13 protein-coding genes are annotated in these 12880 nt (G+C 64.0%); 8 read left to right on the top strand and 5 right to left on the bottom strand.

Annotation, left to right across the window (positions count from 1 at the left end; genetic code table 11):
• From H7U20_RS30050 to tnpC, 7 genes are all read left to right on the top strand, one after another.
• Positions 1-197: hypothetical protein (locus H7U20_RS30050; RefSeq protein ID WP_233410433.1), on the top strand; the 197-nt coding region annotated here is incomplete at its 5' end.
• Between the two features lie 184 nt (positions 198-381).
• Positions 382-1182: a TIGR04255 family protein gene (locus H7U20_RS01830; protein WP_199517909.1), complete on the top strand. Its 801-nt coding sequence runs from the start codon at positions 382-384 to the stop codon at positions 1180-1182.
• Positions 1164-1703: a hypothetical protein gene (locus H7U20_RS01825; RefSeq protein ID WP_199517908.1), complete on the top strand. Its 540-nt coding sequence runs from the start codon at positions 1164-1166 to the stop codon at positions 1701-1703. The genes H7U20_RS01830 and H7U20_RS01825 overlap by 19 nt, the downstream gene beginning before the upstream one ends.
• Before the next feature lie 7 nt (positions 1704-1710).
• On the top strand, positions 1711-2034 hold the full coding sequence (locus tag H7U20_RS01820) for a hypothetical protein (protein WP_199517907.1): 324 nt from the start codon (positions 1711-1713) through the stop codon (positions 2032-2034).
• Positions 2035-2088: 54 nt separating this feature from the next.
• Entirely contained in the window at positions 2089-2514 is a 426-nt protein-coding gene (tnpA, locus tag H7U20_RS30845) for an IS66-like element accessory protein TnpA (RefSeq protein ID WP_370593046.1), read from the top strand.
• The gene (gene tnpB / locus H7U20_RS01810) at positions 2511-2858 is read left to right on the top strand and encodes an IS66 family insertion sequence element accessory protein TnpB (RefSeq protein WP_199517906.1); all 348 of its coding nucleotides are present in this window, start codon (positions 2511-2513) and stop codon (positions 2856-2858) included. The genes tnpA and tnpB overlap by 4 nt, the downstream gene beginning before the upstream one ends.
• A 29-nt stretch (positions 2859-2887) precedes the next feature.
• Positions 2888-4429: an IS66 family transposase gene (gene tnpC / locus H7U20_RS01805; RefSeq protein WP_199517905.1), complete on the top strand. Its 1542-nt coding sequence runs from the start codon at positions 2888-2890 to the stop codon at positions 4427-4429.
• Positions 4430-4982: 553 nt separating this feature from the next.
• Here the strand turns inward: tnpC and H7U20_RS01800 are convergent.
• Complete coding sequence (locus H7U20_RS01800; protein ID WP_199517904.1) at positions 4983-6653, bottom strand: amidohydrolase; 1671 nt, start codon at positions 6651-6653, stop codon at positions 4983-4985.
• 193 nt (positions 6654-6846) lie between these two features.
• Here H7U20_RS01800 and msbA point away from each other — a divergent pair, with 193 nt between their 5' ends.
• The gene (msbA, locus tag H7U20_RS01795) at positions 6847-8700 is read left to right on the top strand and encodes a lipid A export permease/ATP-binding protein MsbA (protein WP_199517903.1); all 1854 of its coding nucleotides are present in this window, start codon (positions 6847-6849) and stop codon (positions 8698-8700) included.
• A gap of 52 nt (positions 8701-8752) precedes the next feature.
• Here msbA and H7U20_RS01790 read toward each other — a convergent pair whose 3' ends face one another.
• From H7U20_RS01790 to H7U20_RS01775, 4 genes are all read right to left on the bottom strand, one after another.
• On the bottom strand, positions 8753-9211 hold the full coding sequence (locus H7U20_RS01790) for a hypothetical protein (protein WP_199517902.1): 459 nt from the start codon (positions 9209-9211) through the stop codon (positions 8753-8755).
• A 66-nt stretch (positions 9212-9277) separates the two neighbouring features.
• On the bottom strand, positions 9278-10669 hold the full coding sequence (locus H7U20_RS01785; RefSeq protein ID WP_199517901.1) for a TolC family protein: 1392 nt from the start codon (positions 10667-10669) through the stop codon (positions 9278-9280).
• Between the two features lie 9 nt (positions 10670-10678).
• Positions 10679-11152 carry a toxin-activating lysine-acyltransferase gene (locus H7U20_RS01780; RefSeq protein ID WP_199517900.1) on the bottom strand — a complete coding sequence of 158 codons (474 nt, stop codon included), beginning with the start codon at positions 11150-11152 and terminating at the stop codon, positions 10679-10681.
• The gene (locus H7U20_RS01775; RefSeq protein WP_199517899.1) at positions 11149-12870 is read right to left on the bottom strand and encodes a hypothetical protein; all 1722 of its coding nucleotides are present in this window, start codon (positions 12868-12870) and stop codon (positions 11149-11151) included. Before H7U20_RS01775 ends, H7U20_RS01780 begins: the two co-directional genes overlap by 4 nt.
• Positions 12871-12880 lie beyond the last annotated feature (10 nt).

The raw sequence follows: 12880 nt of genomic DNA, 5'->3' as shown, positions 1-12880 counted from the left end.
TGGACACGACGATCCATGCGCCGGCCCGCGCATCCTTGAAGGATAGGTTGTCTATACAACCAAGTCAACCGGTTTTTTGTTTCTTTTTTGATAAAAATACTACGCCCCTCCAGCCTCCGGGGCGATCCTATCCTGACGGGAAACGACGGATTGAACGGGGAATGACGAAATTATTACCTCATAGCCAAGAAAAATAGAATTCCGCCACATCCACAATTTTTCCTTCTGGGTAATTGCTGCATTGCGTATACCGCACAACAGGGGCATGAATTTCTGTGGTAAGTTACGTAAAATTATCCGTTTTCGAGTGTTCACTTACAGATTGCAGTTCGTGATAATTTTCCAATCTTTAACCACATTGGATCGATTGAATCCCAAGCTATGAGAACTCCAGTTAAGTTCGACAGCCCACCAGTTTTCGAGGTCGCGTGCGGCGTTCTGTTTGCGAGTCCCGGGCCAATCGAAACGGTGCACATCGGTGCTTTTTGGGACCGTGTCAAAACACAGTTTCCGTCCGCAAGCGACGCGCCACCTCTTGCGCCCCTGGTTGAGCAAGATGGCAACGCAATTCCAGAATATGCGTGGAGCGATCTCCCCCCGCTTCGTCGGACTTGGATGATCAGTGAAAACGGCTGCAATTTAATCCAAGTTCAGCAAGATCGGTTCTTGTTCAACTGGAAACGAACACTTGATCAGAACGTCTACCCTAGCTATGAAAAGGTCATCGGAGATTTTGAGACCTACTTCGAATCGTTCATGAAATTTCTCGACGATGTTAATGTTAGCAGGCCTGTTCTCCGGCAATTTGACCTGACCTATGTAAATTTCATTTCCGGATCAAACGGGCTCAATCACGTTGATGCGAACAACATGTTTGTAGACCATGTCCGGAGTACTTCTGCAGACCGATTCCTTCCCGAGCCAGAACGCTTCAGCTGGTCTACTTCATACTCACTTCCAGATGGAGCAGGTCGCCTGCATGTTGTAGCTCAATCCGCCGTGAATGATTCGACGCACGAGAAGATCGTGCGCCTTGATATGATTGCCCGTGGCATTCCGGTAACGTCGCCGGAAGGCTCGATGAGAAATTGGTTTGATACCGCGCATGAGTGGATTACGCATGGATTTGCTGATGCAACGTCGTCGGTTTTACAAACAGAAATTTGGAAGAGGACATCATGAATGATCTTCGTTCGTCTCTGGCCGGATTTGTCGACGTATCTGTTGGCTCCCAAAATGTGTCTACCCACACCAGCCGCGCGTCATTGCCACGCCTGGGTCATGAGTCGGTTAGCGCGCAGAACTGGGGGCGGCCAGACTTGGACAACACAGCTGTATATCCTGGTCAAGCTGCGTCTGCGCAGGTGTTTCAGGCCCGTGTCCAGGAATCGGCAGCATTGAAGTCGGCGTCCAAATGGAAGCAGCACTTGTTCTCCATTCATGGATCGACGGATGTTGACTCCATTAGCGAAACGGTTGAATACGTGTTCGAGGCGATGACTCAGCACGGGCCAACGGGTCTGGATCTCAGAGGTGTCGCCTCGAATAGTGTGAACGCCGAACACCTTGTCGCCGTGCTACGTGCAACTGCTGCAAATAGAGATGCAGTTCCGGGGTGGGCGCATGCCTTAGGTGAAGCGCCCGCCGCACTGCGCCGTTTCGGCCTTGATCCCGACGAAGTACTCGTAGGGCTAACTGTCTGACTTCCGAATGGCCTTTGCCAACTCCACCAGCCTTACTTTCTCTAGGGATCAAATCGCTATTGGTTTGACCCGAGGAGCATTCGGAAGCCACATCGGACTCGCCTTTCATTCGGCTAAGGATGGAGTCCAACTCTTACACCTTCGATTTCATCGGGATGTTGTTGCTGAATCATTCCCAATTTTGAATCAGTGCTGGATAGCAACGATTCCCGAGTTCCAGAAGACAAATTCCAAGATTTTGGTTGCCATTGCGCGGGCTGTGGCCAGCCGAAAGGCAAGCATTAACTTCGGTATCAATTTGCTTGCGGCCAATGGCTCATTTGATGCGTAAGCGTCTTCCTAGCGCCGTCTGGACTGCCTGAACACCGTCAATCATGATCGAATTTTGGCACAGTATTTGTGCCCACAAATTCTGATTATGGACACAAATTTTCAACCGGTCATTTCAAAGAACGCACGCGGCCACTATCGCCAGCATCCGCTGGAGTTCAAGCGCGCCTTGGTGGCGTTATCGCTCGAACCTGGCGCCTCGGTCGCGCGCATCGCGCGCGAACACGGCGTCAACGCCAACCAGGTATTTAGCTGGCGCCGCCTGTATCAGCAAGGCCGCCTCGGTGTGCCGGCGTTGATGCGCGCCGATGGCTTGTTGCCGGTGGTGCTGGCGCCGTCGGCGCCCGCACCGAACAACACCGATGCCGATGGCGACGCCGGCGGCACCATCGTGTTAGAGCTGGGCGAAGTCCGTGTCCGCATCGAAGGCCAGCCCAACGCGGCCACGCTGGCCCAAGTATTGGATCGGGTGCTGCGATGATCGGGCTGCCCGCCGGCACCAAGGTGTGGCTTGCCGCCGGCACCACCGACATGCGCTCCGGTTTCAATGGCCTAGCTGCCAAAGTGCAAACGGCGCTGGAGGAAGATCCGTTCAGCGGCCACGTGTTTGTGTTTCGTGGCCGGCGCGGCGACCTGATCAAATTATTGTGGTGGAGCGGCGATGGCCTGTGCTTGTTGGCCAAGCGGCTTGAGCGCGGTCGCTTCATCTGGCCACAGGCCAGCAACGGTTCTGTGGCGCTGACGCAGGCGCAGCTGTCGATGCTACTTGAAGGCATAGACTGGCGGCGGCCGGAACGGACCTGGAAACCAACGTCGGCCTTGTAAACGTTGCAGGGCTCGCGTAAACTTGGCGCATGCTCAGCCCAGCCGACCTGCCCAACGACATCGCCGCCTTGAAGGCGCTGCTGCTCGCCCAAGACGAGGTGGTGGAAGGCTTGCGCGAGCAACTGAACACGCGTGCCGTGGAGATCGAACACCTCAAGCTGCAGATCGCCAAATTACGGCGCATGCAGTTTGGCCGCAAGTCGGAAAAGCTGGACCATCAGATCGAGCAGCTGGAATTGCAACTGGAAGACCTGCAGGCCGACGAGGCCGAGGCGGCGCGCGAGATGCCGGCGGCCGACCAAGCGCCGCGCAAGAAGTCGGTGCGCCGGCCTTTGCCCGATCATCTGCCGCGTGACGAGAAGGTCTATGCGCCGACGGTCGATGCCTGCCCGGCCTGTGGAGGCGGCCTGCGCCCGCTGGGCGAGGACGTGGCCGAGCAACTGGAGTTCACACCGGCCAGCTTCCGCGTGATCCGACATGTACGCCCCAAGCTGGCGTGCGCCTGCTGCGATGCCATCATCCAGGCACCGGCGCCGAGCCGACCGATCGAACGCGGCATCGCCGGCCCTGGTCTGCTGGCGCATATTCTGGTGGCCAAGTTCGCCGATCATCTGCCGCTGTATCGTCAATCCGTCATCTACGCCCGCGAAGGCGTCGACCTTGACCGCGCGCTGCTGGCGAGCTGGGTCGGCGCCGCCAGCGCGTTGCTGCGTCCGCTGGTCGACGCCGTTCGACGCCACGTGCTGGCCGCATCGAAGCTGCATGCCGACGATACCCCGATTCCAGTACTGGCGCCGGGCAATGGCAAAACCAAGACGGCGCGCTTGTGGACCTATGTGCGTGACGACCGGCCTTCGGGCGACACCTCGCCGCCGGCGGTCTGGTTTGCCTACACGCCCGACCGCAAGGGCATTCATCCACAAACACACCTGGCCAAGTTCGAGGGCGTGCTGCAAGCAGATGCCTACGCCGGCTTCAACGTCTTGTTCGAAGACGGCACGATCCACGAAGCGGCCTGTTGGGCGCACGCGCGGCGCAAATTCCACGATTTGCATGCGGCGCGACCGACGCCGCTGACCACCGAGGCACTGCGCCGAATCGCGGAGCTCTATGTAATCGAGGCCGAGATCCGGGGCAAACCGCCCGACGAACGGCGGCAAGTTCGGCAAGCCCGCTCGCGTCCACTGCTCGATGACTTGGAACGCTGGCTGCGCACCACGCTTGACACGCTCTCGCGCAAGTCCGACACGGCGGCGGCGATCCTGTACGCGCTCAAACTGTGGCCGGCGCTGCTGCGCTACTGCGAAGACGGCGCCGTCGAGATTGATAACTCGGCGGCCGAACGCGCCTTGCGTGGCGTGGCCATTGGCCGCCGCAACTATCTGTTTGCCGGCGCCGACAGCGGCGGCGAGCGCGCCGCCGCGATCTATTCGCTGATCGGCACGGCCAAGCTGAACGGTGTCGACCCCGAAGCCTGGTTGCGTCACGTGCTGACGCATATTGCCGATCATCCCGTCAACCGGGTTGATGATTTCTTGCCTTGGAACTGCAACCTGCCAGCAGCCCGCTGAGATTACGCCGCTTCCCAGCGGTGTGACGCCATCATCAATCAAATTACCAAACCACTCAAGACGTCACTGGGCAGACGCTTACTTTGATGCCAATGGCCGTTACACAGCACCTCGGGGAAGTGACGGTTTGACCTGCGCAACATTCATTTCTGAAATTTTTCGAGCTGTTGGTCTTCCGCTCGTGCAGTTAGACACATGGGAAGCACGTGACCAAGATCTTGTATGGGGAAATGATGTTTGCGCTCTGCTTAAGCACAGGGGAGGAGCGAGCGATGAACATATCGAAGCCGTGCGTTCGAGCATTAATGGACTTCGATTGCGCCCTGAGGAATTAGCCTTTTCGGCAGATTTGCCGTCTCTTGCTCGTCCAGTGGCATTTGCAGAGGCCAGCGTAGGCGGTGTCAATGTGATGAACTTCCTCAATGCAGAGTGCCCCCGCAGGTTACCGAGCGGCGCAGGTCCAGTGGCGGCACCGGTAGTCGCGAGTTAGCGCTACAGCGCGCGGAGACGGCGGCACTTTCACAAAACGACTGAGCCACCGCCCCTCCCCGCCCTACTTCTGGAACACCCGCTTGCCCGCCACCCAGGTTTGCAGCACCTCGATCTTGCCGATCTGTTCGGCCGGCACAGTAAACAAGTCCTGCTCGGTGACGATGAAGTCGGCCCACTTGCCCGCCTCCAGCGAGCCGATCACCTTCTCCTGGTGCGCCGCGTAGGCCGCGTCCAGGGTGAAGCAGCGCAGCGCCTCGGTCAGCGTCATGGCCTGCTGCTTGTACCAGCCGCCGGCCGGCACGCCGGCGTTGTTCTGCCGCGTGACGGCGGCGTGGATGCCCTCGAAGGGATTGGGCGATTCGATCGGGAAGTCCGAGCCGCAGGCGATCTTCGAGCCTTGCGCCAAAAAGCTGCGCCAGGCGTAGGCGCCCTTGATGCGCTGCGGGCCGACGCGCTGCTCGGCCATGTTCTGGTCCGAGGTGGCGTGGGTCGGCTGCATCGACGGGATCACGCCCAGCGCCTTGAAGCGGGGGATGTCCTCCGGCGCCACCACCTGGGCGTGCTCGACCCGATGGCGCAGCGCGCCGTTGTGGTACTTGGCGATCAACGCCTGGTAGCCGTCGAGGATCTGGCGGTTGCCGGCGTCGCCGATGGCGTGCACGTTGACCTGGTAGCCGGCTTTCATCGCCTTCTCCATGCGCGCCCGCATCTCGGCGTCCCGGTGGAACAGCAGGCCGCTGGTCGACGGCATGTCGCTGTAGGGTGCCAGCAGCGCCGCGCCACGGCTGCCCAGCGCGCCGTCGGACAGCAGCTTGACGGCGCGCAGCGCGTACATGTCGCGCGCGTAGCCGTGCAGCGGCCCCTTGGCCGACAGCGCGTCGAAGTCGGCGCCGGTGTCGAAGATCATGGCGTAGACCCGCGCGCTCAGCTTGCCCTGGTCGGCGTAGCTGCGGAACAGCGCGTCCTCGCCGACGCCGATGCCGGCGTCGTGCACGCTGGTCAGGCCGACCCGCGCCAGGCCGGCCAGGGCGCCGTCGAGGGCGGCGCGCCGGTCGGCCACGGTGGGCGCCGGCAGCACCCGGTCGATCAGCTCCATGGCGCCGTCGACCAGCACGCCGCTGGCTTCGCCGGCGGCGTCGCGCTCGATCTTGCCGCCGGCCGGATCGGGCGTCTCGCGCGTGATGCCGGCCAATTGCAGCGCGCGGCTGTTGGCCCAGCCGGCGTGGCCGTCGACCCGGCGCAGCCAGACCGGGCGCGCCGCTTCGGCGGTGTCGAGCTCGGCGGCGCTGGGGAAGCGGCCCAGGCGCCAGATCTCCTGGTTCCAGCCATTGCCGATCAACCAGCTGCGCCGCGGCTGCGCGCGGCTGAACTCGGCCACGCTGTTGAGCGCGCCGGCCAGCGAGGTGGAGCTGTACAACTCGATGCCGGCGGCGATCTGGCCCAGGCCGAAAACGTGGCCGTGGGCGTCGATCAGGCCGGGCAGCAGGCTCTTGCCGCCCAGGTCGATGTGGCGCGCGCCGGGCGCCTTGGCGGCCACCCGCCTGGCGTCGCCGACGGCGATGATCTTGCCGGCGTCGTCGAAGGCCAGCGAGGAGAAGCTGATTAATTTGCCGGCGGCGTTCAGGGTGTGGCCCTTGGCGTTGTCGATCACGGTGGCGGCGCCGGCGGCGCCGGCGAGGGTGGCCAGCGCGGCCAGGACAGACAGGCAACACTGCAGGGGTTTCAGGCGCATCGATTCTCTCCGTTCGGAAGCCGCGCCGGCCGGCGCGGCGGTTCAGCAGCATGGAGGAGAGTGTAGCCAGTTTCGCGCCGCCGTAGAAGCCGGTCCGCGCCGCGCAATGTTTCGGATTCGCAACACAGCGCCGCCGCTGCTTCCCGGGCAAGGCGGGTACAATGCAGCCTTCCCCGCCCACTCCCCGTCCCCCGTGCAAAGTCGTCAACTCTACTTCCGCCTGCTGCTGCAATTCCGCCCCTACGGCCTGATCGTCGGTGCCACGCTGCTGGCCGTGGCCATCGCCTCGGCCACCGACGTGCTGCTGATCCGCCAACTGCAAAACGTGGTCGACGCGCTGGCGCCCGGCAACGCCATGGCCGGCATGGCCGGCGCCCATGGCGGCGCCGCCGGCGGCCTGCTCGGCGTGGTGCAGGGCTGGCTGCATGTGCTGCTGCCGAACGATCCGTCGAAGGCGGCGCTGTGGGCCATCCCCGCCATCATCTGCGCGCTGGCGCTGGTGCGCATGCTGTCGACCTTCTCCGGCGACTACGGCGCGGCCTGGCTGAGCAGCCGGGTGCAGGCCAATCTGCGCGAGTCGATGTTCGCCCGCGTGCTGCGCCTGCCCAACAACTTCTACGACAACTCCTCGACCGGCACCACGCTGTCGCAGATCGCCTACGACGCCAGCCAGGTGTCGCAGGCCGGCCTGAACGTGCTCAACGTGCTGGTGCGCGACTCGGTGGCCACGGTCGGCTACCTGCTGTCGCTGTTCGCCATCGACTGGCAGCTGGCGCTGTTCTGCCTCGGCCTGCTGCCGCTGGTGGCCATCATCGTCACCTTCGCCGGGCGCCGCATGCGCCACCTGAGCCAGAGCGCCCAGCAGGCCATGGGCGAGTTGACCAATGTGCTCGACGAAAGCATCAGCGGCCAGCGCGTGGTGAAGATCTTCGGCGGCCAGCCGTATGAGCAGCGCCGCTTCGACCGGGTGGTCAAGCTGAACCGCCAACTGGCCGTCAAGCACGCCGCCACCGCCGCGCTCAACTCCGGCGTCATCATGCTGTTGGTCGGCATCACGCTGTCGTCGGTGATCTACTTCGCCCTGCTGCGCGCCCAAGCCGGCGCGCTGTCGCCCGGCGCCTTCGTCGCCTTCATGGGCTCGCTGATGGCGATGCAGTCGCCGATCAAGAACCTGACCAAGGTCAACGAGCCGCTGCAGCGCGGCCTGGCCGCCGCCGAATCGGTGTTCGGCCTGATCGACATCGCCACCGAGCCGGACAGCGGCACCTTGGCGCCGGCGCGCACCGAAGGCCGCCTGTCGCTGCAATCGGTCGGCTTCCACTACCAGGCCGGCGACGCCGACAGCCGCCCCGCCCTGCACCAGGTCTCGCTCGACATCGCTGCCGGCGAGACCGTGGCGCTGGTGGGCAGTTCGGGCAGCGGAAAAACCACCCTGGCCAGCCTGCTGCCGCGCTTCTACGACGTCAGCAGCGGCGCCATCCTGCTCGACGGCGTCGACCTGCGCGACTACCAGCTGGCCGCGCTGCGCCGGCAGATCGCCCTGGTCAGCCAGGACGTGGTGCTGTTCAACGACACGCTGGCGGCCAACATCGCCTATGGCGACCCGACGCCGTCGCTGGCGCGGGTCGAGGCGGCCGCGCGCGCCGCCCACGCCCACGAATTCATCGAACGCCAGCCGCAGGGCTACCAGACGGCGGTCGGCGAGAACGGCCTGCGCCTGTCCGGCGGCCAGCGCCAGCGCCTGGCCATCGCCCGCGCGCTGTACAAGGACGCGCCCATCCTGATCCTCGACGAGGCCACCAGCGCGCTCGACACCGAGTCGGAACGGCTGGTGCAGGCGGCGCTGGAGGTGTTGATGCAAGGCCGCACCACGGTGGTCATCGCGCACCGTTTGTCGACCATCGAGAACGCCGACCGCATCGTCGTGCTCGACGGCGGCCGCATCGCCGAGATGGGCAGCCACGCCGCGCTGCTGGCCAAGGGCGGCCTGTACGCGCGGCTGTACCAGACGCAGAAGAGCGTGCAGGGCGAGGCGCAGCCGGTCTAGCCGCCCAGCCGGACGGCGCCGCGCCGCGCCGCCATCGCCATCGCCATCGCCGCTAGTGGCAGATCTGCGGCATGGAAATCACCGATTCTTTTTTCGGCAACAGCGGATCGCAGGCGAGCTTGATGCTGCTCGCCTGGCTTTGCCGGGTCACCAACTGGGCGCCAAACCAGACCGCCTCCCCGGGCAGCTGAAAACACACATTGTTCAATCTCTGCACCGTGGCCGGCGGGTTGAGCGGGGAGCCGAACAGCTCCTCCTCCTCCACCGGCGCGATCCTGAACTCGCCCCGTTCGCCGGTCGTGGCGACTTTGCGCTGGTCCTTGCAGGGCGCCTGGTACTCGGCGCTGCTGCCGATCAGGACATCGGCATGCGCCACCGGCACGCCGCCCTTGCTGAGGGTGCCGATCACTTCGGGACGCACATGCACGCGATGCGGCTGCGGCGCGCAGCCCGGCGCCAGCGCCAACATGGAAATGGCCAGTATCGTCGCAACAGCCGGGTTCATACGCATAACGCTATCCTTCCAAACAGGTGACTCGATAGGTGGCCGCCGCCGCGAGCCAAGCGGCGGCGAGCCTCATTGCTCGCTGAGCCGGTCAAACTCCTCGCTGCGATACGCCTCGCCGTTCTGGCGGATCATTTTCCCGACCTGCGCGAATTCCTCGGGGTACAGGCTGCCGGCGAAAGCCTTCAAGCGTATGCCCTGCAACAAGGCCTCGTAGCGGGCGCGGTTCAGATCGCGATACAGCGCCTGCACGCGCAACTGCGCGTTGGCCACGTGGGATTGCGTCCGCGCGCCCATTGTATATGCCGACTCCGCCTCGACCAGCAAGTCCTCCGCCAGGCGCACGGCGACCAGCAAGTCCTGTATCTGGCTCTCCGTGCGCCGAAAGGCGGCGACCGCGTTCTTGACCTTTTGCCGGGTTTCGATACGCGCCGCCTCCAGTTCTTCCTCGGCCTGCGCCTTCAACTCGCCGGTCTGGCGCATGCGCGACAGCGTGTCGCCGCCGTTGACGATCGGGATATTGATTTGCAGCCCGAGCACCGTGGAGCGCGTCACCGTGCTCGCGCTCAGCGGCAGATCGATATTGCCGCCCTCGACAAAGCGCCCCCTGGTCAGCGTCAGGTCGACCGTGGGCAGGTTCGCCGCCCACTGCATCTTCACATCGTAGGCGGCGATGACGACGGCCAGCGCCTTCAACTGCACCTCCAGCGCGCTGTCCTCCGCCTGCGCGGTCCACTGCTCCACGCTGCTCAACAACTGCGGCGCAAACTCCAGGTTTTTTTTGTTCGAGATCTTGACTATCGTCGCAACGGGTTCGCGCACCAGGCTCTCCAAGTCGCTTTTCTTTTCCGCATACGCGCCGAGCATTTTGCGTCGATCGATCCGGCTGCGTTGCAGCGCGATTTGCGACTCGCCCAGCTCGGTCAAGCTGGCCTGGCCGATCACCACGCCGTCCCGTCCGAGCGACACCTTGTCGCGCGCCAGCAGCTCCTGGCTCAGCGCGACGATGGCGTCGTCCTGCGCGGTGACCATGTCGAAATAGGCCTGGCAGATGCGTAGCGACAGGTCGCGCTGCGCGATGCGGTAGCGGATTTCCGCCTGCGCGACCTGCGCGGCCGAACGCGAATAGGCGATCCAGTGCTGGGCGCGGAAGACGGGCTGGTTGAGCTTGATGTTCCAGGTCGTCGAGTTGAAGGAACGCGGCACCGGCTCGGAGTCGAAGAAGGCAATGGTTCCCTTGATGTGGCTCGGCGTGCCGACGATGCTCAAGGTCGGCAGCATCGCCGCGCGGGCCTGCTGCGTCAACTCCTGGTTGGCGTTGAAGGCGTGCCGGCCGGCCCGCAAGCCGGGGTCGCGGGCGGCCGCCAAGTCGACCGCCTGGGCCAAATCGATCGCGCCGGCCGACGCGGCGGCGCACAACAGGGTCGAACACAATAGATACGCGCGCAGGCCAGTCTTATTCAAAAAAAATCCTCATTCTTTCGGCTTGCGGAACTTCCAAACGACCACATTCGATTGCCTTCCCTTCGGGCTGCGGCGCAGCGAATAGGCGGCGGCGTGGTGGTGGAAAAATGTCCTCCTGATGTGGCTGGCCATCTTGGCGGCGTCGCCGAAGGGCGACACGAAGCTCAGAATCCACAACCTGTCCCCTTCGTTCCACTCGCTTTCGTGCAGCGTCGAGGAGGGGTCGTCGAGCAGGCGCCGTTCGACGTCCTCGGCCAAGGTCGCCCATATGACGAAACCGGCCGGGGCGCCAAAGGCGTCGAAGGCGAAAATGATCTGGCGGTGGCGGATGGCCGGTTCGACCCATTCGCGCACGCTGCGCAACTCGATCAATTGGGCCTGCGGACTTTGCGCCATCAAGAAGGCGGCGAAGCCGATCTGCTCGTGATAGCGCTCGAAGCCCCAACCGGCGCTGACGGAAAATTTGGAATAGAAGTTACTCATGGCATGGACCAAAGAAAATCGTCGCCCCAATACCGGCGCATGGCGGGGGCCGGAAAATCCGCGCAGGCGTCGCCCAGGATGGCGTCCCAGTCGCGCGCCACGCGCGCGCCGCCGACCACGCTGAGCCAGCGCCCCCGCACCGCGTCGAACTCGACGGTCAACCGGCCGTCGCGCCAAACGACACAGCGGTAGCCGGCCGTGTCGGCCAACACCATGTCGGCCTGGTCGCCCAGGTGCGCGGCGAGCGCTTCGAACTCCTGCCGCAGCTGGCGCTCATCGGCTTCGCGCTCGATCACCGCGCGGACATGCGCGTTCAATGCCGAGCGGCTGAAGAAATGCATGTCGGTCGCCGATTTCATCGCGTTCAGGGCGCACAGGCGGGAAAAGTTGAGCTTGTCGACGCCATGCCCGGCGGCTTCGCGGCGCAGCATCTCGGCCACCTCGACATACTGCTCAAGCACTTGCCGCCGCAGTCGCGGATCGCCAATCGCCCCGCGCAAACGCGGTTCGCAGCAGGCCCGGTCGGCGCCGCCGGCGAGGATTTTGGCGATCGCGCCGAAGTCGTAATCGCCTATCGCATTCGGATCGGCCGGGCCGGCCGGCACGTCGACGCTGGTGCCGGCCTGCGCCAGCGCGACGAACAGCTTGCCCAGCGCGGCGACGGCGGGATGGCAGCTCAGCTTGCGCAGCGCCTGCTCGGGAAAACCGGCGCGCAGTTGCAAGCGAAACCCCAACTCCTGATAAAAGAACACCTTCACGGACATTTCCAGGCCGCTCAACAGCTGCGGCCGGGTCAACAATGCGGGATCGGTGTATTTTTTGATGTAGAAGACGACATCCTTGATGCCCGCCATCAAGCGGACATATTCGTTCCAGAAGGAGGTCTTGAAGACCCTGGAAATGCCATAGCGGGGCAGGCCGGTGACCGAGCCCAGGTCCAGCCAGCGGCCATCCAGGGCGATGTTCGACGAGACCATCGCGCCGTGCATGATGCGCTTGGCGGCGGCGGCCGCCAATTGCGCGGCAAATCGCCTGGCCATCTCCAGCAGGCCGGCGCACAGGCGCTCGCTGAGGTCCATGTCGGCCCAGGCGTGCTGTCCCAGCGCGGGTGGGCGCGGCAGCAGACGCGGCAACTCGGCGATCGCCCGCCGCACCCGGTCGGCGTCGGACAAGGCGATCGGCGCCGCCGTCGCATCGGGGCGGAAGTAGACGGCGCGCTCGAAACTGCCCAGTCGATGCGTCGCCTGCCTGAGCAGCAGGGCCCCCTTGGTGGCGAGCTTTTCCCCCTGCGGCCCCCGCACCCAGCTGGCCGCCCCGGTGGCGATCACGGCTGGAATGCGCACCGCGCCGAACGGCAAGGCGCGCTGCAGCAGCTTGGCCCATAAGGCTTCGCCGATGGCGTCGGCCAAGGACAGGCTGCCGTGGGCGGACCAAAAATTCATGTTCTCGCCCAACAGCTGGTTGCAACCCACGCCCTTGACCAACCAGTCGCCGTCGACGCCACAACGCACCCCGCCGCCATTCGTGCGCAAGCCCTTGCCACCATATCTTTCGGCGTGGAACAGTTTTTCATCGGCGGAAAAAGCGCCGCCCGCGCCCGTCGTATCGATGCCGAAGGCGTAGCGCTCGAGGATTTCCCGCTCGCTGAACAAGCCTTCGGCGTCGGCCAATATGAGCTGCGCCCGCGCATACCGGCGCACGCTGAAAGGCAGGAGCAAGTCGGCGATC

It is taken from the genome of Rugamonas violacea, assembly GCF_016461825.1.
GTDB lineage: Bacteria > Pseudomonadota > Gammaproteobacteria > Burkholderiales > Burkholderiaceae_D > Rugamonas.
Note: the sequence above shows the minus strand (reverse complement) of the source record. Positions and strands in the feature narration are given on the sequence as shown.